Genomic DNA, 20,554 nt, shown 5'->3' with positions numbered 1-20,554 from the left:
TGATAACCAGGTGACCCGTTCAGCCGGCCGGATGTAGATCGGCTCTTCGACCTGAATCCGGGCCACTTCCTTGCCCGACTTATTGAAGCCCAAGACGGTGTCGTTGTACATTTCGAACCGCTTCCCGTGGATCTGCGTTTCAAAGACTTTGGGCCCCGGGATGACATCGTAGCGGAACACAATCTGCTGACTGGCCCGCCAGAGCTGCAGCACGGCCAACAGTTCGCGACTGGGGACCAAGTATTTCTCAATGGCATTGTCCACGCCGGGCCCGAACATCTGCCGGGCATAGCCCCGCGGGGAATGCCGGGGGGGGATGTAGAAGCCATTGGGCTCGGTGCCCCATTGCGGGTACAGCGGCAAGGCGACTTGCTCTACCCGAATGGCGTAGTACAGCGGATGCCACCGATCTTCCGCCCACAAGCCGTCCTCGCCGATCCGCATCAAGCTCTGCATGCGAATCTTGCCGACACAGGCGGCCATACAGCGCGTCTCCATCGGCTCGCCGCCGGTCAGCGGATCCTTGCCCTCGATCCGGGGATAACAGGCGATACACTTCTCGCTCACCCGCGTCGTCCCGCGATACATCGGCTTCTTGTAGGGACACTGCTCGACGCACTTCTTGTAGCCCCGGCACCGGTTCTGATCGATGAGGACGATGCCGTCCTCCGGCCGCTTGTAAATGGCCTTGCGGGGGCAGGCCGCCAAGCACCCCGGATAGGTGCAGTGATTGCAAATCCGCTGGAGATAGAAGAAGAAGGTCTCGTGCTCCGGCAAGCTGCTCCCGGTCATTTTCCACGGCTCATCCCGCGAGAAGCCGGTCTTGTCGATGCCTTCGACCAACGCTCGCATCGAGGTGGCCGTGTCTTCGTAGATGTTGACGAACCGCCACTCCTGGTCCGTCGGAATGTAGCCGATGGCGGCCTGGCCCACTTTGGCCCCGGCATCAAAAATGGTCATCCCTTCAAAGACGCCGTAGGGCGCATGGTGTTTCCGCCCCACCCGAACGTTCCAGACTTGCCCCCCCGGATTCACCTGCTCGATCAACTGCGTGATCTTGACGTCGTAGAACTGGGGATACCCGCCATAGGGCTTGGTTTCCACGTTGTTCCACCACATGTATTCCTGCCCTTTGGAAAAGAGCCAGGTCGACTTATCCGCCATGCTGCAGGTCTGACAGGCTAAACAGCGATTGATGTTGAAGACAAAGGCAAACTGCCACTTCGGATGCCGTTCCTCGTAGGGATACAACATCTTGCGGCCCAGCTGCCAATTATAGACTTCCGGCATCGTGTGCTCCTTTCAGTCGCAACCGTTATTCGTTACGCGTGAATCGTGAACCGTTGGAGACCCACTCCTGCGCTTCACGGTTCACGCCTCACGGTTCACGTCTTCCTCAGACTTTAATCTTGATATGTTCGCCCTTGAGCCACTTGATCATGAACTCGTTTTCTTGCCCCGGCGTGAACCCCGTCCGGACCGGTTCCCACGGCCCACGGGCCCCGATGCCGCCGTCTTCCGCCTTGGTGATCCGGATGAGACATTCCTTCGGCACCGTATTGACCGCGTGGTGATCGATTTCAAACCCCCACTTAAACTTCAGCCCGTTTGCAGATTTACCGGGGAGCGAGTCGGTTTGATGCATCGGCATCAGCCAGCTGCGCGTAAAGGACTGCTGCGCGCCATACCGGAAGTTCGACTGATACCCGGTGTCGATCGCGATCGCGCGCCCATCCGGCCGGGTTTCATGGCCCTTGACGGACTTCGCGGTCGACACATAGGGCGCATGCTTGGCCATCGTGACGTGGTACGGATAGGCCGGATTGTACTTCGCGCGAATCATCAACCGCGCGACCTTGTAGTAGGGATCGCTGGGTTTCCACCCGCGGTAAGGCCGGTCCACCGGATTCCCGTCGATGTAGACATAGTCCCCGTCGTTGATCCCACGATCTTTGGCCGCTTGAGGATTGATATGCACCTGATGTTCGCCGACCCCCGGCGTTCGCTTGTCCATCCGGTACGGATCGCCGAAGTTGGACTCGTAAATCTGCACCCAGTCGTTCACCGACCACTGACTGTGCACGCGATGGCGCGTTTTCGGGGTCACGCAGTAGAACTGGTACCCCTTCTCCCACAAGGGATTGCTGTGGCGTTTGATTTCCTGCCACGCAAGCTTGATGTTCCTAATCATTTTGTCGTCGTGATGTTGGGCCGCAATCGGAATGCCATAGTCGTCCGGCCGAACGTAGGGGTTCGTCGTGAAGATCGCGTTCGGCAAGTAGGGCGTCGCCTCCGGACCTTCCCGATGGGAGATAAAGTTTTCGCCGTACTCGATGGCTTCCGGTTCGATACGATAGCTCTCGATGCGCCCTGATCTGGTCCACATCGGCTTCGACTCGTTGGTCTCCTCCCAGAGTGGATGTCGCGGATAGGTCCTGACCATCACCATCCAGCCCTTTTCCGACTTCAAGAGCACATCGGCACTGTAGCCGTAAAACGTGCTGGATGCGTCAAGGAGGCGTTGTGCATACACGTCCACGCGATTCTCATAGACAAAGTGGAAGACGTCTCTCATTCGTTTCTCGCCCGTGATCTCGGCGAGTTTTGCCGCCACCCCCGCAAACGTATCTGCATCGTTCCGCGTGTCGTACAGCGGCCTGATCCCACCCTTCCAAATCTGCACCCACGGATTCGACACGGTGGCCGTCATTTCCGGATAGGTGAATTCCATCCAGGAGTTCACGGCAAAGGCGATGTCGGCGTGGTTGACGTCGGACGTCATTTCGATGTCCTGGGTGATGAGACATTCGATGTTGGGGTCGACGTTCCGCACCATATCGTAATGGTGCTTGGCGTTGTTCAACAGGTTGACGTTGACGACCCAACGGAACTTGCTCGGCGTCGGCATGTGGGTCTTGCCGGTGAAGACCTTGCGTCCATACTTCGGCGTATTGACAATCAACGCGGTATCCCCGTGATTCCAGTACGCAGGCTCTTCGCCGTAATAGTAGTTCCTGTACTTGATTTCTTTCCCATGGGCATTGGCGTCCAAATTGATGTGCCAGGGATCTTCCGATAAGTGTACGCCGCCACCGACGCCAGACCAGGGCGTCGCATTCCAAATTCCCACCTTGTAATTGCCGGACCAGGTATGGCAACCGGAGCCGAACTTGCCGATATTGCCGGTCAAGGTCAGGACAAGGGCAGCCGCCCGCCCGTTCGCCGTCATATGGAAATAGTGACAGACTCCTTCGCCGTTGTGGATCGCGGCTGGTTTAATGGTGCCCGAGTCGCGCGCCCAGCGGACCAGGAGATCCTTGGGAGAGCGGGTGATCTGATGCGTGGTATCGAGATCGTAGTCTTGGAGGTGGATCAGGTACAGCTGGTAGATGGGCAGCGCGTCGATTTCGCGTCCGTTCAGCAGCTTGACTCGATAGGTACCCGTCAAGGCCGGCTCAATCCCGCTCTTATCGAAATGCCAGCCGACCTGCTCACGATGAAGCGGGACGGCCTGCTTCTTGGCCATGTCCCACACCATGAAACCGCCTAGCCGTTCGATGTATTCCGGCTTCAACGCTTGGATCCGGCCGGAATAACTGTGTGAGAAATCAGGGAATTTATAATCCTGGATCACATCCCGTGGGTCCAGATACTGGAGAGTATCCGTGCGGACCAACAGGGGCATATCCGTGAACTGCTTGAGATAGTCGATGTCCTGCATGTTCTCATCGAGAATGATTTTGCAGGCCCCGAGGAACAACGCCCCGTCCGATTGCGGGCGAAGGGGAATCCAGTAGTCGGCTCGCTGGGCCGTCGGATTGTACTCCGGAGTGATCACCGCGATGCGCGCGCCGCGCTCGATCGATTCGAGCTTCCAGTGCGCTTCCGGCATCTTGTTCTCGACGAAATTCTTGCCCCAGCTCGTGTTGAACTTCGTGAAGCGCATATCGCTCAAGTCAACGTCGCAGTTTTGCGTGCCGTTCCAAAACGGCTGTGAGGGATCTTGGTCCCCATGCCAGGTGTAATTGTTCCAATACCGACCGCCTTGCGCTTGGTCCGGCCCGACCTTGCGTATCCATGTATCCAGCAACGGCAGGACGCTGTTGTTGAAACGGGTGTTGGAGTGTTTGCCGATGAACCCGAGAATGGGCATGCCTGCCCGGTGCTTGAAGCAGCGCACTCCAGCGCCCTTCATCATTTCAATCATCTCCGGCGCATAACCCTGCTCGCGAAGGCGTCGCGCGCCGGCCTCGCCACTATACCGCGTGGCAATCACAATCATGGCCTTGGCGGCATAGGTAAAGGCCGTATCCCAGGAAACGCGAAGCATATCGTCTAAAAAACGACTGTCAAACTTATATTTGCGCTTGGCTTCGGGGGTTAACTCCGGGGATCCGTCGTCGGCCCATTGTTTCCACCCCTTCCGCATCAAAGGCCCCTTCAATCGGTAGGGCCCGTACACTCGCCGGTGGAAGGTGAATCCTTTCAGACACATACGCGGGTTGTGAGCGAACGTGCCCCGGTTTCCATACAGATCTTCATAGGTCTGGTGGTCGTAGTTCTGCTCGACCCGCATGACCACGCCGTTCCGAACGAAGGCTCGAATGCGACAGGCGTGCGTGTCATTCGGGGAGCAGACCCATGTAAAAGACGAATCGTACCGATATTGGTCGTGATACACCCGCTCCCAGGATCGGTCGGGATACTCCCCTAAGGGGTTGCCGACCTCGATGACCGGCTGGAGCGCCGTCAATGCCAAGACTTTATCCGCCACGGCTGCGGCGGCGATGGTCCCCGCAGTGGCTTTCATGAATTGTCTACGCGAGACAAGCATATGGTGAACCTCCCTGTTTCAGTATAGAGATCTGAATTCTCTTCCTTCCTAGACCTAGGCTCATGTCAGTTCCCGTGTGACAGCGGAGACAACTGCCGTGCATTCACGCCGGCAGCCGCTGTCTATATCGCTCAAAGATTTTGGGTTGTCGGGTCGGCTTTTCCCCACGCCATCAAGGCAGAGCGTACGACATATCGACGTGCGGGCATGCATCGGGGACGCATAATAGCGAAGTCAGCATCGGAAGAGAGCGCGGAAGACTACCGGCTGGACCTGTGAAAACTACGTGGTTTTTGCGGAACGGCTACCGTATAGTTCCCAAAGCCGTCATGGTGACGTGACAAGGCCTTGGGCCAAGGCATATTTGACAAGGTCGATGGTCGTGTGGAGATGGAGTTGCTCCATGATCTTGGCTTTGTGAAATTCGACGGTTCGATGTGAAATCTTCAACTGGTGAGCGATTTCTTTCGCGGAGAACCCCTCGGCAACCAGTTGTAGAATTTCGCGCTGCCTGGTCGTCAAGTCGTCCATCGTGGCTGAACGGGATTGCTCCGGTTTAAGGAAGGACGTGACGACATCTCGCGTAATGAGCGGGGTCACGTAAAAATCGCCGTTCATTACCGACTGAACCGCCTGCGCCAATTCCGTGGCGGCCGATTGTTTCAACAAATAGCCTGAGGCCCCTGCTCTGAAGGCCTCGTTGACATACACCGTTTCTGCGTGCATTGTGACGAAGATCAGTTTCACTTCGGGCGACTGCTTCTTGAGCTTCTTCGCCGCCTCGATGCCGTTCAGCCGAGGCATCGAAATGTCCAATATGACGATCTGTGGCTGGAGCTCTACAGCGGCGGCGATGAGGGCGCGACCGTCCTCGACGGCCCCCACCAATTCACAATGTCCTTCCAGCAACTTCTTGAATCCTTCAAGGACGAAGGTATGGTCATCGGCCAAAAGAACTCGCGGCTTCTTCATGTGGCGCTCCTGAGAGTGGAATCTGCACAGTAATATGTGTGCCTTGGCCCGGCTCCGACTGAATGTCGAATCGGCCTCGCACGGATCTGACTCTCTCCTGCATGTTCACAAGACCCAACCCGGGATGACGAGCCTGAATCTCCTTGAGATCGAATCCGACACCGGTATCGTAGATCGACAGCGTAATCTCTTGCTCGTCGCAGGTCAATTCGAGCTCGACACGACTCGCGTGGGCATGTTTCATGACGTTGGCAAGACTTTCCTGTGTCACCCGATAGAGGCAAGAGGCAATGTCGCGTGACAAGGAATCATCAACTATCTCTTGCTGCACGAGCACCATTTTGATTCCCGTCTTGGCCGACCATTCAGTTGCCATGTGTTTGAGCGCCGCGGGCAGACCGAGGTCGTCGAGGATGGAGGAATGAAATTGGTAGGCCATGCGACGGACATCGTCGGAGATTCTCGCCAGCCGTCGAGCCATCGCTTGGATGGCTTCGCTGGTCATCGTCGACGGGTCGGACAACATGGTCCCGATTTCAATGACCGCCAAGGCCAGCCGTTGATTGATGTCGTCGTGGAGCTCCCGGGCGATGCGCCGACGTTCTTCTTCTTGCGCCATCATCAATTGTGCGGTCAACGATTGAAGTTGCTGCTCTTTCCTCAGGCGCTCCGTGATGTCTCGGACGATTACGGTAAAAGTGGATCGCTCGCCCACGCTCAGCCGTGAAATGCTCGCCTCGGCGGGGAACTCACTTCCATCCCGCTTCATGCCGAAGACTTCATGCCGTTGCGCCATGTGAGGAGCGGAATCAAGCACTTGGGCGAGCATATTAATCTGGTCTGTATGATCGATCTGAAATCGTTTGGGAAGCAGCAGGTCGATCGGTTTCCCCAGCACCTCGCCCGGATCATAACCGAACAGTTTCACCGCCCCTTGGTTGAAGAGCGTGATCGAGCGGTCATGTTCGGTGACGATGATGGCGTCCTCGGCGATGTCAAGGATGCCGGCCAGCCGACCTTGTGATAGGCGCAGCGCTTGTTCGGTCTGAATGTGTTCTGTGATCTCCATGACCAAGGTTTGATTGAGGGTGGCGAGTTCCTGGGTTCTCGCCGCGACCTTGCGTTCGAGATCATCGTTTGCCTTCTGCAGGGCCGTCTCGGCCTGTCGCCGTTTCCAGGCAAACCACACGAGAACCCATAAGATGACGATCGTAATCGATCTGTTTCCCATCTGAATCCACGGCGGCAAGTAGGCAAACCATGGAGTCCCCAGCCCTCCCACCAAGGTGAGGATCGTGCCTGCTCCAGCGGCTATGGCCGGCATCCATGAAAAACGCGAGGCCGTAGCGACCAACACGACGATGACATAAAACTCATGGTCGGCGAAGGCGGTGGGCGAATAAATGTCGAAAGAAAAGAGTCCGGCCAGGAGCAGGGCCATGAAGCTGAGCAGGATGTATTCTCTCAATTGAGCATTCATGCGCATGCTGATCGCCGATCAGCCCTTGAACGGTTACCTAAAACGGGGTGTGATCGTGTCTATTGTAAGCGAGAATGGTCGGCTTGCGTCAAATGGGTCTTATCGACAAACGGACAGGTGCGGAGCGGGATGCAGCTGAAGAGTGGAGGCCAGGTCAGTTCCCAAAATGGCGTTGCGATGCCTCGCAATCATGCGCGCGCGGCCGAATGTCGGCTGTGAGTAGTCGGCTTGATTGAGGCGATAAGGTGTGAACCTGTATCAATTCCTCCGCATGCCGTCGCATCAGTTGAAAGGATGTCTCCACCGCAGACCCGGAAACCGCGCGTAGTCGCGGTCTGTCGTAATCCACTCCGCACCGGTCTCAATGGCGAGAGCGGCCAAGTACGCATCGGCGACGAGGTTGCCCTTCGCATTCGCCTCACGACATAAGCGTTGGAAGATTTCCCAATGTCGCTCGCCGGGCGTCAATGTCACCGCGTTGGGATGCTCACGTACCGACACGGCAAATTCCATAGCGACGTTAAGAGGAGTCGGATCGCCGAAGATTCGCGGATGGGTCACAATTCGGAGGAACCCGCTCAGTACCAGATCCGAAATCCCGAAAGCCGCATCCGATCTGAGAATCTGGTTCAGCCAACCTCGGTAATCTGAATGGCGCGCCGAATCGTGCCGGTGGGCATATACGAGAACATTAACGTCGGGCAGTATCAACAGATGACTCCATCACATCGAGCAGGGAGGCGGTATCGTCGATATCCACCCCAGGAAGCGGTCCTTTCTTCCCATATGTCGGCAAAGTTACTCGTCCTGAACGCCGCGAGCGACGGCGCCTTGCCAAGCTCTCACGCAGAGTATCTTCAATGAGACCGGTCACCGTGGAGCGGGATGCCGCCGCCAGTTTCTTGATCTGCGTCATAAGGTCGTCGGGTAGATTAATTGTCGTCCTCATGCATCAAAGCATATCCATTGGTCATATAGATGTCAACGCCCAGTTTCTCCCATGGATAGTCACCGAGTTGCCTCGTCGCTGTGCTGGCTAATCCCCGCAAGAGAGGGCGTTCGCGCAGCGCCGAACAGGACGGGAAAGAAGACTTCGAACAGTCTTGTCCGGCGCTTACATGGGTAGCCGCGGCGCCGCCTAAATGGCCCGTCAACAGGACGGCACCGAGAACCGCAGTCCGTGGAATCAGATAGAGAATGGTATCTGTCAACAGAGCGATTCCCAGAGGGACAATCACGGACTCGGCGTATCTAGCTCCATGGACGCCTTGATAACGATCTCCGGTTTCACCAATGTCATCGCGCCATCCACGAGCAGCCGGAGCGTTAGGTGCTGATACGAAAACTGTACCCGTGACGCTCGAAGCCCAGTGACTCATAGAAAGCGTGCGCGCGCTCACGCTTTAGGTTGGAGGAAAGCGCGGCCCTATAGCAACCCTTTTGGCGTGCCACTTCGAGTGCATAGCGGATCATCATGTTTCCAACGCCGCGATTCTGCCAAGCCGGATCGACCGCCACGTCATCGATGACAGCCGACGGCGTCCCTAAATGGCCCAAATTGTCCATGCTAAGCAGAGCGAACGTGCCCACGATTTGGTCGTCGCAAACCGCTACATAGATCGTGTAGTCGGGGTAGCGCGCCATGCGTTCGAAGATGCGCTCGGCCTCGGATAGAGAAAGCACCTTCCCATCATCTAAATCAGGCTGCGCATAGAGACGAAGTATTTCGGGAAGATCGGCCTTTGACGCTGCACGGCAAGAAATTAAACTGTTCATGTGGCTATTTCTTCCTCGCGAACAATCTATAGAGGACATGGCGCCGAAGCGGATGCCCATCCGGCAGCAACGGGTGGTCAAAATCGTCCGACGCCTTGTGGGCCATCCCGATCCGTTCCATCACGCGACGCGAGCGCACATTTTCCGGCACCGTGAACGATACGACCTCCGTAAGCCCGAGGACCTCGAAGCCGAACGCAAGCACGGCTCGAGCTCCCTCCGTAGCGTACCCCTGCCCCCAATGCTCCGTGCCGAAGCGCCATCCAATCTCCACACAGGGGGTGAAGTGGGATTGGAAATGCGGCACCAAGAGACCGATGAACCCCGCGAAGGATGCGGTCCGACGAATTTCCACGGCCCAAAGACCGAAGCCATGCTCGTCGAAATGGGCCTCTATGCGCGCAACAAAGGCGTCGCTTTCCGCTTGTGAGAGTGGTTTCGGCAGATATTCGGTGACCCTCGGATCGGCATTGAGGGCCGCGAACGGCGCCAGGTCGGCCGGAATCCAGCGACGAAGCCGCAGTCGATCAGTTTTGATTTCACGCGGCATAGTCATAGTGAAGGCAGTTCCGACCTTTGGGGACCTGAGTGCTTGCGTCGCAATCCAACTCTGTGAAGCGCCGGCTATTTTTTACTCGGCGCGGGATGAATGTGGTAATCAAACGGCCGTGAATAGCGCAAGTAAAAGACACATGGCTCCTTGCCGCACTTCACAGCGTGCGGCACACCCCCAGGAAGACTAATGAAAGTCTGTCCACTGAGATCCGCCGCCGTGCCGTCTTCAGCGATATAGGTGAAGTCGCCCTTGATCCAAACAATGAGTTCGTCGCTGATATGACTGTGGTTGGGAAACGTATAGTTGGCCGGCAGTCGCACGACCACTTCCCCGCCTCCGGCTGCCAGACTCCCACGCAACGTTCCGATCTCAGGACCAGGCGGGATGCCCTCGCCCGTGAGCGGTTCCCAGACCACCTTATTGAGATCGATGATGGTTTGATCCTTCCCAAATGACAGGGGTTGCTTGTTGGTAGCCACTTTGTCCTCGGCGCTCCCGTTTACAACGCCGGCAAAAACAAGAAAGAGCACGATGAGTAATACCCGGAAACCTTGTGGGAAAGCTCGACCGTCTTGATCTGAGTAGGACGAGTTGGTTTGCATCTTTCCTCCTTGCTGACTTGACTTCACATCATCTAGGAACTTTTCCAAGTTTTTGCCCTGTACTGAGACAGACGTCCATGCTAGCGAACCTCACAGAGGGAGAGAAGCGGTTCTGTTGGACCGGCATCGAGGAATGACTGCTGGTCGAGTCGTCTCCTAGGACTTTTCTGGAAAATTCAATTGCCAGGACACGCCAAACCGGTCACTGCACCAGCTGAAGCGCCGACTGAAGCCGTAGTTGTCCGGCGGCATGAAGACCTTCCCCCCATCGGCGAGTTTGGCGAACGTCGAATCCAGTTCCTCGGCAGATGTGAAGTCGACGAACAGCGAGATCGACGGCGTGAACGTGAACTCGTGCTTCACGTAGCTGTCGCTGAAGACCAGTCGATGACCGTTCAGGTCGAAATGCGCCACCTTCACGGTGCCTTCAGTGCCCGGCTCCCCCGGCCCGTACCGTTCAATCCGTTCGATGCGCGCGCTTGGAAAAACGGATTCGTAGAGGGCCATCGCTTCCTGCGCGTTGCCTTCTTGGAACATGAGAAACGTCGAGACAGTAGCTGCGGGCTTCTGTTGAGTAAGCGGCATAGTCCGACTCCACTGATGTATGAAGTGAGCTGCAAGGGGACATAGGGGTAGTCCCTTGTCTCTTTTCGAACCTAAGCCATGGACACTATCGTCAGTGAGAGGTCCCGTGTCAAATACCACGTCGAGAACCATGCCCTCCCAAGCCTTGGTTTCATATTGGAGAAAGTCACCCAGAGCAATGCAAACCCATGAACGAAGCCAGCCTTGTGTTCCAAGGCAGGGACTTAGGATCGGCTCTGCATCGCCAACACACACCTGCAGAACGATGCACAGCTCCGTCAGGCGCCGGCCGTGGCTGGGACTAACTCGAGGCGCGCCCTTCCAACGCCAGAAGGGCGCGCTTTTTCGACAAGCCCCCGGCGTAGCCGGTAAGCGAACCGTTCGAGCCGACGATGCGGTGGCAGGGCACAATGATACCGATCGGGTTGCGGCCGGTGGCTGCGCCGGCCGCTCGCGCGCTACCGGGATAACCTGCGCGCTGTGCCAGTTCGGCATACGCGATGGTGTGACCGAACCGGACACCCACAATCGCCTTCCAGACCGCGCGCTGAAATGGTGTGCCTTGCGGCGCGAGTTTGACCGTAAACCGCGTCCGCTTGCCGTCGAAATATTCCGACAGTTCGTGCTTGGCCTGGCGGAGCGGTGCATGCTGATCGGTTCGTTTCCATGTCTCGTCGATGCGGGGGTGATACTTCTGCCCGGTAAAATAGACGCCCGTCAACGCGTGGTCATCCGCAACCAGCAATATGCGTCCACGGGGGCTTTGATAGTAGTCGTAGTACAACATGATCACTCCTTGGTCAGTGAATGCCAGAGCTGCATCACGGCATACGCGCGCCACGGCCGCCAGGCTTCACCGACTTCGAGCACGCGACGTGCATCGTTCTCCTTCAGCGCCTTCATGACGCCGAGATCGGTATGGGGAAATGCATCCGGCCATGCAAGCGCCCGCATGGCGATATACTGCGCCGTCCACTCCCCTACTCCGGGCAGCAAGCGCAGCCGCTCTAATGTCGCATCGAGATCCGTGTGAGGCGTCAGGATCAGGTCGCCGTCCGCTACGGCGCGCGCAAGCGCGACCACCGTGCGTGCGCGCGCCGCCGGCATGCCCAGTCGCGCGATGAGGTCGACCGCCACTCCGGCCACGCGCGCCGCGGAGGGAAATACCGTCGTCAGAGCCTCAAACGGCGTCTCGATCGGATCCCCCAACGCGGCAGCGAAGCGACCCGCAATGGTCCGTGCCCCAGCTACTGTGACTTGTTGCCCAATAATCGCGCGTACCGCGACTTCGAATCCGTCGAACGCGCCGGGAACACGCATGCCGGGACGACGCTGCGCCAACTCGCCCAACACCTTCGCTACCTCGATCGGATTGCAAGAGAGATCCATAAGCGTCTTGATACGTCCAAGCAGAGGAGGTAGAACCAGCGCGAGCGGTGAAGAGGCAACGACATGGAGCGCCTGTTTTGTCGGCGACAATCCGATCTCGATCCATCCCAGATGGTCCTTGCCCTCCGATGTCACACGCACCGTGCGGCGGTAACAAAAGCGATCGAACATCTCGACACCGGCTATCGCCCGCGCGCTGAGAAACGCCCTCATCGCCGGCCAATCGTAGGGCGGACGGAAACTGAGATCGAAGCGCAGGGCATCGGCGACCGGCATCGCCTTATCATTCGCGCGCCGGCGCAACTGTCCAGGCTGCAAGCGATAGCGTTGCCTGAAGAGCGTGTTGAAGCGTCGCAGACTTCCAAAACCGCTCGCAAACGCGACTTCGGTGACCGGCAAATTGGTATCGGTGAGCAGGCGTTTGGCGAGCAGCAGGCGCTGCGTCTGAGCGAACTCGACGGGCGAGACACCGAACTCGGCGGCGAATGTCCGGCGCAAATGTCGGTCGGTGATGCCCAGGCTCGATGCAACGCTTCCCAATCCATCACAATCGAGCGCGCGATCTTCGATCAGGCCCGCGGCGGCCTGTGCCAAGCGCGTGGTCGCATCCACACTCGCATTGCCCGGCGCGAGCTCGGGACGGCAACGCAGACAAGGCCGGTAGCCGGCGACTTCGGCCGCAGCGGCGCTCGGATAGAAACGGCAGTTCTCAAGCCTGGGCGGTTTCACTGTGCAGACCGGGCGGCAATAGATGCGTGTCGACGAGACCGCGACAAAGAAGCGTCCGTCGAAGCGAGCATCGCGCGATCGAAGCGCGCGATAGCAAGTGGTGGGATCGAGCGTCATGGGAAGATTATAACTATCGCCTTCGAGGGCCTGCTCGCCGTTTTCGGACATGACGACCCGAGTCGAAACCTAGGTCTGAACCACACAGATGAGGTTGCCATCGGGGTCTGCTGACACCACGAAATCGTCACCTGGACGATATCGCCATGAACACCGAGTCGCTCCGATCTTGATCAACGGCTCCACTATCATACTCCCGGTCGTTCGTATAGAGATCGAGATGCAATCGACTTCGTTTGCCCGTCAGCTTTTCTGCCACCCAAGCCGATGACACATCTTCCCGAAATTCCCGATTTACCCACTCTTGGTTAATGCCGCTTTCAGCACCTTGAAAATTCGCTCGTCGTCCGACTGGGCTACATTGAAACGTACGAAGCCGTTGGCCGTTCGAGAGAGGCTGAATGCGTTGCCGGGAGCCAAAACAACGCCAGCCGTTAAGGCGCTGCGGGCAATATCCGCCGCATCGACGCCCTTCGGGAGGCTGCACCAGAGAAACATGCCTGCCTGCTGCTCTATCCATGGCGTGATGCCGATCGCCTTCAGGCGGGCGATGGTTTTGCTCATGGCGCGTGAAAGCCGCGCGCGAACCGCATCCATGTGCTTCCGATAGCTGCCGTCCTTCAGAAGCGCCAGCACCAGCTCGGCTGAACACCGTCCGCTGCCGAAGGACGTGGCGATCTTGAGGTCCGTCAATCCTTCGATCCAATCGCGCGGAGCCGCGATGAAGCCGCAACGCACCGACGCCGAAAGCGATTTGGAAAAACTCCCGATATGGACGACCCGCTTGAGACCGTCAAAGGCAGCCAACCTTGGGGCAGGCCTGTGTTCAAAATCGGTAAAAATGTCGTCCTCGATAATGGTCAATCCAGATTGATCTGCGATCTTCAGCAATCGGTGCGCGACGACGGGGGAGAGGATCGCGCCGGTCGGATTGTGAAGGGCGGAATTCGTGATGTACAGGCGCGGCCGATGTTCGGCTAACGCCTGCGCAAAGAGATCGATGTCCGGTCCGGACGGTGTATAGGGGACGCCGATAACCTTGGCCCTATGAACGCGCAGCAACGCATGAAAGTTGAAGTAGCAGGGATCGTCCACCAGCACCGTATCGCCAGGTTGGAGCAGAAAGCGGCACAAAAGATCGATCGCCTGTGTGCCGGATTCCGTCAGCATGATGTGTTCGGGGGACACTTCTATGCCGTGCTCACCCATACGTCGGGCGAGGAGCCGGCGCAGGGGCGGCAATCCGAGCGGCGTTCCATAATCGGTGAGTGTGGCGCCATCCGAACGCGCCAACGTCCGGAGCGCACGGCGCAAGGCTGTCTCAGGCATCCATGATGCCGGCAGCCACCCACAACCGGGTTTCAGAATGTTATGGCCGGCTTCCAACGACTGGCGCGAGATCCAGAGCGGGTCGACCGCGCGGTCGAGTTGAGGGCCGATCTCCGCCAACGACAGTGGAGCGAGCGGCGCCACGACATAGAACCCCGAGCCCGGACGGGAGCGGATCACGCCTTCCGCCGCAAGACGCTCATAGGCTTCGACGATCGTGGATTTCGAAACCTGCATGGTCTTGGCGAAGGCGCGGACTGACGGCAACTGTGCTCCAGGTGTCAAGGTGCGCCGGGCTATTCTCTGCCTGATGATCGCCATGACGTGGCCGATCAACGTGACGCCATCCTCATTCCTTATCGTTTGACTCTCCATCCGTACTGCTCCGATCGCCATGACAGTTTTGCGGAATTGTATCCGACCGTCTCTGGAACCGCCATGCCTTCGGTCCTATACAACACGAACACGAACGGGGGCCATGGATGGACAAAACGGTGAGCGGCTGGGTCAACGGGTTTCTTGGCGTATTGATTTTCAGCGGTTCGCTACCGGCCACGCGGGTAGCGGTGATGGATTTCGATCCTGTCTTCCTGACCGTCGCGCGGGCGGCCATCGCCGGGCTGTTGGGAATTGCGCTCCTGATGACGTTCCGCGAAAAGCGTCCTGCGCGCAGCGACCTGCGCTCGCTGGGCATCGTGGCGTTCGGTGTCGTGGTGGGCTTTCCTCTGCTGTCGGCGCTGGCGCTCACACATATCACCTCCGCTCATTCCATTGTCTTCATCGGTCTCTTGCCGCTCGCAACGGCGATCTTCGGTGTGCTGCGCGGTGGTGAGCGTCCACGCCCGGCCTTTTGGCTGTTCTCGTGCCTGGGCAGCGCACTTGTAGCCGGCTTCATGATGACGCAAGACTTTTCAGCCTCGCCGGTCGGAGATTCCCTAATGCTGACAGCGATTGTCGTCTGCGGGCTGGGCTACGCGGAAGGGGCCAGACTGTCTCGCAAACTTGGGGGCTGGCAGGTGATCTCCTGGGCGCTCGTGTTGTCGTTGCCGATCATGCTGGTGTCGGCGATCATCACCGCGCCGCCTACTTTTATGGAAATAGGCTGGCCCGCGTGGATCGGCCTCGTCTATGTCTCGCTGTTCAGCATGCTGATCGGGTTTGTGTTCTGGTATCGCGGGCTGGCGCAAGGCGGCATCGCCGCCGTAGGACAATTACAACTCTTCCAACCGTTCTTCGGCTTCGGATTGGCGGCTACGCTGCTGCATGAGCAGGTCAGTCCCGTTATGATCGCTGTGACGACCGCTGTCGTCTTGTGCGTCGTCGGCGCGAAGAAATTTGCGAAATAGAAGATAGAAACAAATCGATACTAGCTATTTTCGCAGCGGGCTTGGACCTGCCGTCAAATTCTGGGCATCTTGTCGTCAACGTCCCAGGCACCAGATCTGAGCAGTCCGAAGAGTTTTCTAAACTCTATTTTGCTTCCTTCATATCAACCTTGCCTTCGTTGTCCCAGAGGAGGCGATAAAAGGAGATTCGCTCCTCGTCGCGCTCCATTCACGAAAAAGAGTCCTGTTGTTTCATGAACGCTTCCGCACGTTTCGCCATCTCGTCGGAAGGTACGTCCTCCACATGCGTGGCGAAGTGCCAGTGATGTCCGAAGGGATCTTCCAAGCTGCAGGAACGATCGCCGTAGAACTTGTTCTCAACCGGAGTGATCACCTTCGCGCCGGCCGCGACGGCCTGTTTCACAAACGCGTCTACGTCCTGCACGTACACCATGATGCTTACGGGCGAGCCCCCGAACGATTGAGGGCTCTTGCAATTCATCTCAGGGAATTCATCCGCCAGCATGATGAGCGCCTGTCCGATCTTGATTTCCGCATGGCCCACGGATCCATTGGGACCTGCGATGCGCATGACTTCCATCGCGCCGAACGCCTTCTGATAAAACTCCAGCGCGCGGGCGGCATCCTTGATGATGAGATATGGCGTCGCGCCTTCGTAGCCCGCTGGAATTGCCTTTACCTTACCTGCCATAAATAACCTCCTTATTGAGAGAACGGAACCGCTCCGCGCTGCTGTATCTTCTTCCGAACGTGAACTCGAAAGTCGACCGACTTCAATCACAATGCCCAGCGTGGCAGCCTGGTTGTGTGCGTGATGGATGCCTCTCGATCTCGCCCATCGGCGCACGTCTTCTGCGTCTGGTTGTGCGGCGTTACTCCCCAATGGGACCCGGTTTCGGTGGTCGTTCAGCATACTGCGGTGCATGACCGCCAATTTCATGCCACGGAGCCTTCGACCCGACAAAGATGTGCATGGTGATCCGAACGCCAGGATCTCCATCTACACTACCCAGAGTCACCCCATGGAGCTTCCCATTATAGAGTCCACAGAGCGTCGAGCCACACACTCGACAGAACCCTAGGCCCCACCCTTCAACTGAACGATAATGAGTCACATCGTGTTCGCCGAGTTTCCATGAAAACGAGTCTGCATCCACTTCGGCATATGCAGACGACGCGCTACTAAAGGCCTTACGACAGTCGGGACAGTGACAACATCGTGCGTTTCGTAGCGAGCCGTCAATCTCGTAACGAACCGCCCCGCAACGACATCCCCCTCGAATTGTCATGGGGCTCCTTTCGCTCACACAGGAGTTACAGCAATTGCCCAATTTGACCGAACCCAAACGCGCCGATCACAGCGTCTCTATCGAGTAAACGATTAGCGTCCTGTGCCCGATGTTGCCAAGAGCGATACGCCGATCCCGGATGTTCTGTTGCGCCTTCATAGCCCTTCGGAATCGCATCCACTTTGCGAGACATAGATCATCTCCTTTTTGAGAGAACGGACTTGAGGGAACCCTCTCGGACCGATTCGTTTTAGATCACCAACATTTTAAGACGGTTTCAAGATGAACCTCCGACTGGAGGACCGACGTTTTAGAGCCCATAGATAGAACCTATTGTCCATGGCACGTTTCCCCATAATAAGGCACCAAACACGTTACGGCATCTAAACTTAAGGCCCCACGGACTCATCACCCGAACGTCGTGACCTTGCCACTGTGTAAGTCATAGACAGCGCCGACGACCTTCAGCGTTCCCTTCTTTACCGAACCGGCCAGGATCGGCTCCAGACGCGTGAGCCGCTCCACACCCCGCTCAACGTTGGCTTTGATGGCGTTATCGAGTATGTTGCCCTGCTTATTCTTCACCGATGCCACGGCCGGCCTGATCAGATCGACAAGACCGCCGATGGAACCAGGCAGGGTGTCTTTGGCGTCAATGTGCTTGATGGCAGCCTTGACCGCGCCGCACTGGCTATGACCCAGCACCAGGATCAGCCGTACGTCGAGTTCCGCAACCGCATACTCGATGCTTCCCTTCACGGAATCGCCTGCGCCGGTGATGACGTTTCCGGCCACACGAACCACGAAAAGGTCTCCTATGCCTTGATCGAAGATCAGTTCAGGCGCAACCCGCGAGTCCGCGCAGCAAACGATAACGGTGATGGGAGCCTGACCCTCCGCCAGTGGCACGAAATCCTCCGGCTTCCGGCGCGGATGAGCGAGATCCCCCTCCATGAACCGCTTGTTGCCCTCGAACAATTGAGCCAGCACCGTATCCGCATCCCGTCCGCCCGTCGGTAGATCGGCTGCCCGTCCCATCGTCGAAAGGGCGAGACCGGTCGCGCCGGCCGCTAGTCCGGAAAGCCGCATAAACTCACGCCGAGACACCGGTTTCGGAACTTGCATGACATGCCTCCTTCAAAATCAACAGTCAGGTTCAACACCCTTCTCCTTTGACAGCACCAAGCATTCCGTTTTCCGGGAAAGAACCGATCTCTTTTCCATGGCAAAGCTCACAAACGTTCGCAAATAAGGATTTTCGTTTTCTCCTTTCCAAAAGACTCGTACGGGCAAGAACATGTCCCTAATCGGAACAAATCGAGTGTGATGCGAGGCAATGTTTTGAGATCCAGCGATGGTTAATGCAACCCCTCTTCCTGTCGCCACTAGAATTGGGCAACATTCTCCATCGCCTTTCACGTAAATCTTAGGCCTCCTGCTCATCCCTTTGATCAGACGGGCGACTCTGTCATGCCATTCCTCGACCTCTCCTCGGTGATGAAGAATGATCGTGTCATCCTTCAGGTCGGAAAGCTGAATTTCCTTTCGTGTTGATAGCGGATGTTTTTTGTGAAGAAGAACACCCAAATTTTCTGAATCGACCTCATGGCTTTCGATCTCGGGGTCGGAGATCACTCCTTCCACAAAGCCCACATCAAGACACCCATTCTTTACGAGCTTGACGATTTCTTTACTCGTTTTCTCTCGAAGATCCAGCGTGATTTTTGGGAAACGAACTTGAAACTCGTCAATAACCGCAGGGAAGCGAGCCATAAATGCCGCCCTCGAAAATCCAATCTTAAGGACGCCGGTCGTCTTTTTCCCGACGGCACGGACATCCGATTCAATCCTTGAAATAGCCGACGCAATCTCCCGTGCTTCTCTCAGAAGCAGAACGCCCGCTCCGGTCAACCGAACGCGTCTCGTAGTTCTTTCAAACAACTTGGTGTCCAGTTCATGTTCCAACGAAGCAATAAGTCTCGTAAGTGGCGGCTGAGACATCCCGAGAATCTCGGCACTTCTTCTAAAGTTTAGTTCCTCGGCAACAACGATGAATGCCTTCAACTTGCCAACGTCCATGCTGCATTATTACCTTTTCAGTATCAATAGATCAATGAATGAGGAACGATCGAAGTCAGCGTCCATGCTACTATCGCGACGCGGTAACAATTCGAAGGGATTACATGATGGAACTTCGGGAGGAGCGTGGAACGCCGAGTTTTACGAGATGGGGAAATGTCACAAGAGAACAAAATGGCGAGGGATTTTTTTGATAAACAGGCTTCGGAGACCTATGATCAACGTATCAAACCGATCGCCCCGAGCATCGATAACCTGCATTTCTTGATACGCTTGATCCTGAAAGACCTCCCCTCCGACGCACACATTCTCTGCGTCGGAGTCGGAACCGGAACGGAGATCTTGGAATTAGCGCACACGTTTCCTTCTTGGCGGTTTACCGGGATCGATCCCTCCGCATCGATGCTCGATGTCTGCCGGAAGCGCCTGCAGCAGAGCGGGCTTCTGACTCGTTGTGAGTTGCGTCATGGATATCTGTCGGACCTGCCGATGATCGAACAGTTTGACGCCATTCTCTGTCTGCTCGTGGCTCATTTCATCAAAGATAGCCAAGAACGACAGGCCCTCTTCAATGGAATGGCGGCACGGTTGAAGGTGGCTGGGTATGTGATCCATGCAGAAATTAGCTACGATCTGTCGGGAGATGAATTTCCGGACATCGGTGAAAAATGGAAAGCCCTCCACAGGGCGGCAGGCGCATCGGAAGAACGGGTGGCGAATATTCTAAAAACATTACAAGAGGACGTCGCAGTGTTGCCGCCCGCCTCGACGGAACATCTGTTCCGGAGTAGCGGATTGCCGATGCCGATCCCGTTCTTCCAGTCACTGCTCATCCGGGCTTGGTACGCCCAAAAAATGCAGAACCGTTGATGGCGCTTTTTGCCCTGAGGCAGTCGCAGAATCAACCTGTCGATTTTCAGTTCATCTTATTATGTCACCGGAGGGAGGTTACTCATGAAATATCTATTGCTGGTCCACCACAACGAAGACATGTTTAACAAGATCCCAGAAACCGAACGGAAGGACATGCTCGCGGAATCAATCCGGCTCTGCCACCAGCTCGACGGGAAAGGGCAATACGTTCATGCCTCCCCGCTGCGATCTGAGGCGACAGGAATCGTCGTTCGGGTGCGCAACGGAAAGGCGACGGTCACCGATGGGCCATTCGCCGAGACGAAAGAGCAGCTCGCCGGCTACTTTCTCATCGAAGCCCAGGATCAGGATGACGCCGTTCGTATCGCCAAGCTGGTGCCGGGCGCTCGGATCGGGACAGTCGAAGTGAGGCCACTAAGAGAGATCACCGGTCTGCCGGGCGAAGAGAAGCAACCATGACTTCATGATATCCGGTGCAGTCATCGCCTTTTGATTCTCTCACCAAGCCAACGGCAAGCCCACCGAACAGAGGCCTCCGCAAGCCGGTGGAATGCCCCCTATTGAGCCGCGACAATCCGATGCGTCATACTACGCGGAA

General features: G+C 56.9%; 22 protein-coding genes. 3 read left to right on the top strand and 19 right to left on the bottom strand.

The window, feature by feature from the left end:
- The 14 genes from COMA2_RS16525 to COMA2_RS16460 form a co-directional block, all read right to left on the bottom strand.
- The coding region (locus tag COMA2_RS16525; protein WP_090900834.1) for a 4Fe-4S dicluster domain-containing protein at positions 1-1,290 on the bottom strand (1,290 nt) is incomplete at its 3' end.
- Between the two features lie 106 nt (positions 1,291-1,396).
- Positions 1,397-4,834 (bottom strand): molybdopterin-dependent oxidoreductase, encoded by a 3,438-nt coding sequence (locus tag COMA2_RS16520; protein WP_090900831.1) that lies wholly within the window; start codon positions 4,832-4,834, stop codon positions 1,397-1,399.
- Positions 4,835-5,161: 327 nt separating this feature from the next.
- The gene (locus COMA2_RS16515; RefSeq protein ID WP_090900828.1) at positions 5,162-5,806 is read right to left on the bottom strand and encodes a response regulator; all 645 of its coding nucleotides are present in this window, start codon (positions 5,804-5,806) and stop codon (positions 5,162-5,164) included.
- Positions 5,775-7,286: a PAS domain S-box protein gene (locus COMA2_RS16510; RefSeq protein WP_175304675.1), complete on the bottom strand. Its 1,512-nt coding sequence runs from the start codon at positions 7,284-7,286 to the stop codon at positions 5,775-5,777. The genes COMA2_RS16515 and COMA2_RS16510 overlap by 32 nt, the downstream gene beginning before the upstream one ends.
- A gap of 282 nt (positions 7,287-7,568) precedes the next feature.
- On the bottom strand, positions 7,569-7,997 hold the full coding sequence (locus tag COMA2_RS16505; protein WP_090900823.1) for a type II toxin-antitoxin system VapC family toxin: 429 nt from the start codon (positions 7,995-7,997) through the stop codon (positions 7,569-7,571).
- On the bottom strand, positions 7,978-8,202 hold the full coding sequence (locus tag COMA2_RS21170) for a DUF2191 domain-containing protein (protein ID WP_342672625.1): 225 nt from the start codon (positions 8,200-8,202) through the stop codon (positions 7,978-7,980). Before COMA2_RS21170 ends, COMA2_RS16505 begins: the two co-directional genes overlap by 20 nt.
- 16 nt (positions 8,203-8,218) lie before the next feature.
- A complete protein-coding gene (locus COMA2_RS20570) occupies positions 8,219-8,497 on the bottom strand; it encodes a DoxX family protein (protein ID WP_217490796.1) in 279 nt (92 codons plus the stop codon).
- 115 nt (positions 8,498-8,612) lie between these two features.
- Positions 8,613-9,062, bottom strand: a complete 450-nt coding sequence (locus COMA2_RS16490; protein ID WP_090900814.1) for a GNAT family N-acetyltransferase — start codon at positions 9,060-9,062, stop codon at positions 8,613-8,615.
- A 4-nt stretch (positions 9,063-9,066) separates the two neighbouring features.
- Positions 9,067-9,618: a GNAT family N-acetyltransferase gene (locus COMA2_RS16485; protein WP_090900811.1), complete on the bottom strand. Its 552-nt coding sequence runs from the start codon at positions 9,616-9,618 to the stop codon at positions 9,067-9,069.
- Between the two features lie 68 nt (positions 9,619-9,686).
- On the bottom strand, positions 9,687-10,220 hold the full coding sequence (locus tag COMA2_RS16480; RefSeq protein ID WP_217490795.1) for a cupin domain-containing protein: 534 nt from the start codon (positions 10,218-10,220) through the stop codon (positions 9,687-9,689).
- Positions 10,221-10,376: 156 nt separating this feature from the next.
- A complete protein-coding gene (locus COMA2_RS16475; protein ID WP_217490794.1) occupies positions 10,377-10,805 on the bottom strand; it encodes a VOC family protein in 429 nt (142 codons plus the stop codon).
- Positions 10,806-11,106: 301 nt separating this feature from the next.
- Entirely contained in the window at positions 11,107-11,592 is a 486-nt protein-coding gene (locus COMA2_RS16470; RefSeq protein ID WP_090900808.1) for a methylated-DNA--[protein]-cysteine S-methyltransferase, read from the bottom strand.
- Positions 11,593-11,594: 2 nt separating this feature from the next.
- Entirely contained in the window at positions 11,595-13,091 is a 1,497-nt protein-coding gene (locus tag COMA2_RS16465) for a DNA-3-methyladenine glycosylase 2 family protein (protein WP_245631069.1), read from the bottom strand.
- A gap of 243 nt (positions 13,092-13,334) precedes the next feature.
- Positions 13,335-14,744 carry an aminotransferase-like domain-containing protein gene (locus COMA2_RS16460; protein WP_090900805.1) on the bottom strand — a complete coding sequence of 470 codons (1,410 nt, stop codon included), beginning with the start codon at positions 14,742-14,744 and terminating at the stop codon, positions 13,335-13,337.
- A gap of 107 nt (positions 14,745-14,851) precedes the next feature.
- Between COMA2_RS16460 and COMA2_RS16455 the strand changes: the two genes are divergently transcribed.
- Positions 14,852-15,715 (top strand): DMT family transporter, encoded by an 864-nt coding sequence (locus COMA2_RS16455; protein WP_090900803.1) that lies wholly within the window; start codon positions 14,852-14,854, stop codon positions 15,713-15,715.
- A gap of 208 nt (positions 15,716-15,923) precedes the next feature.
- Here the strand turns inward: COMA2_RS16455 and COMA2_RS16450 are convergent, their stop codons facing one another.
- The 5 genes from COMA2_RS16450 to COMA2_RS16435 all read right to left on the bottom strand — a co-directional run bounded on the left by COMA2_RS16450 (position 15,924) and on the right by COMA2_RS16435 (position 19,083).
- Entirely contained in the window at positions 15,924-16,406 is a 483-nt protein-coding gene (locus tag COMA2_RS16450) for a VOC family protein (RefSeq protein WP_090900800.1), read from the bottom strand.
- 181 nt (positions 16,407-16,587) lie between these two features.
- Complete coding sequence (locus tag COMA2_RS21165) at positions 16,588-17,004, bottom strand: GFA family protein (protein WP_090900797.1); 417 nt, start codon at positions 17,002-17,004, stop codon at positions 16,588-16,590.
- Between the two features lie 25 nt (positions 17,005-17,029).
- Entirely contained in the window at positions 17,030-17,197 is a 168-nt protein-coding gene (locus tag COMA2_RS20320; RefSeq protein WP_175304674.1) for a hypothetical protein, read from the bottom strand.
- A gap of 215 nt (positions 17,198-17,412) precedes the next feature.
- The gene (locus COMA2_RS16440; RefSeq protein WP_090900794.1) at positions 17,413-18,129 is read right to left on the bottom strand and encodes a carbonic anhydrase; all 717 of its coding nucleotides are present in this window, start codon (positions 18,127-18,129) and stop codon (positions 17,413-17,415) included.
- Between the two features lie 18 nt (positions 18,130-18,147).
- On the bottom strand, positions 18,148-19,083 hold the full coding sequence (locus COMA2_RS16435; protein WP_090900790.1) for a LysR family transcriptional regulator: 936 nt from the start codon (positions 19,081-19,083) through the stop codon (positions 18,148-18,150).
- A gap of 156 nt (positions 19,084-19,239) precedes the next feature.
- Here COMA2_RS16435 and COMA2_RS16430 point away from each other — a divergent pair, with 156 nt between their 5' ends.
- Positions 19,240-19,953: a class I SAM-dependent methyltransferase gene (locus COMA2_RS16430; protein WP_217490793.1), complete on the top strand. Its 714-nt coding sequence runs from the start codon at positions 19,240-19,242 to the stop codon at positions 19,951-19,953.
- Positions 19,954-20,037: 84 nt separating this feature from the next.
- Positions 20,038-20,415: a YciI family protein gene (locus COMA2_RS16425; RefSeq protein WP_090900787.1), complete on the top strand. Its 378-nt coding sequence runs from the start codon at positions 20,038-20,040 to the stop codon at positions 20,413-20,415.
- Positions 20,416-20,554 lie beyond the last annotated feature (139 nt).

The sequence above is a fragment of the Candidatus Nitrospira nitrificans genome (genome assembly GCF_001458775.1).
GTDB lineage: Bacteria > Nitrospirota > Nitrospiria > Nitrospirales > Nitrospiraceae > Nitrospira_D > Nitrospira_D nitrificans.
Note: the sequence above shows the minus strand (reverse complement) of the source record. Positions and strands in the feature narration are given on the sequence as shown.

Excerpts from the sequence above, each read along its gene's own strand:
- COMA2_RS16520 (WP_090900831.1), bottom strand. The coding sequence starts at position 4,834 with ATGCTTGTCTCGCGTAGACAATTCATGAAAGCCACTGCGGGGACCATC.
- COMA2_RS16515 (WP_090900828.1), bottom strand. The coding sequence starts at position 5,806 with ATGAAGAAGCCGCGAGTTCTTTTGGCCGATGACCATACCTTCGTCCTT.
- COMA2_RS16510 (WP_175304675.1), bottom strand. The coding sequence starts at position 7,286 with ATGAATGCTCAATTGAGAGAATACATCCTGCTCAGCTTCATGGCCCTG.
- COMA2_RS21170 (WP_342672625.1), bottom strand. The coding sequence starts at position 8,202 with ATGACGCAGATCAAGAAACTGGCGGCGGCATCCCGCTCCACGGTGACC.
- COMA2_RS16490 (WP_090900814.1), bottom strand. The coding sequence starts at position 9,062 with ATGAACAGTTTAATTTCTTGCCGTGCAGCGTCAAAGGCCGATCTTCCC.
- COMA2_RS16485 (WP_090900811.1), bottom strand. The coding sequence starts at position 9,618 with ATGACTATGCCGCGTGAAATCAAAACTGATCGACTGCGGCTTCGTCGC.
- COMA2_RS16480 (WP_217490795.1), bottom strand. The coding sequence starts at position 10,220 with ATGCAAACCAACTCGTCCTACTCAGATCAAGACGGTCGAGCTTTCCCA.
- COMA2_RS16475 (WP_217490794.1), bottom strand. The coding sequence starts at position 10,805 with ATGCCGCTTACTCAACAGAAGCCCGCAGCTACTGTCTCGACGTTTCTC.
- COMA2_RS16470 (WP_090900808.1), bottom strand. The coding sequence starts at position 11,592 with ATGTTGTACTACGACTACTATCAAAGCCCCCGTGGACGCATATTGCTG.
- COMA2_RS16465 (WP_245631069.1), bottom strand. The coding sequence starts at position 13,091 with ATGTCCGAAAACGGCGAGCAGGCCCTCGAAGGCGATAGTTATAATCTT.
- COMA2_RS16460 (WP_090900805.1), bottom strand. The coding sequence starts at position 14,744 with ATGGAGAGTCAAACGATAAGGAATGAGGATGGCGTCACGTTGATCGGC.
- COMA2_RS16455 (WP_090900803.1), top strand. The coding sequence starts at position 14,852 with ATGGACAAAACGGTGAGCGGCTGGGTCAACGGGTTTCTTGGCGTATTG.
- COMA2_RS16450 (WP_090900800.1), bottom strand. The coding sequence starts at position 16,406 with ATGGCAGGTAAGGTAAAGGCAATTCCAGCGGGCTACGAAGGCGCGACG.
- COMA2_RS21165 (WP_090900797.1), bottom strand. The coding sequence starts at position 17,004 with ATGACAATTCGAGGGGGATGTCGTTGCGGGGCGGTTCGTTACGAGATT.
- COMA2_RS20320 (WP_175304674.1), bottom strand. The coding sequence starts at position 17,197 with ATGTCTCGCAAAGTGGATGCGATTCCGAAGGGCTATGAAGGCGCAACA.
- COMA2_RS16440 (WP_090900794.1), bottom strand. The coding sequence starts at position 18,129 with ATGCAAGTTCCGAAACCGGTGTCTCGGCGTGAGTTTATGCGGCTTTCC.
- COMA2_RS16435 (WP_090900790.1), bottom strand. The coding sequence starts at position 19,083 with ATGGACGTTGGCAAGTTGAAGGCATTCATCGTTGTTGCCGAGGAACTA.
- COMA2_RS16430 (WP_217490793.1), top strand. The coding sequence starts at position 19,240 with ATGTCACAAGAGAACAAAATGGCGAGGGATTTTTTTGATAAACAGGCT.
- COMA2_RS16425 (WP_090900787.1), top strand. The coding sequence starts at position 20,038 with ATGAAATATCTATTGCTGGTCCACCACAACGAAGACATGTTTAACAAG.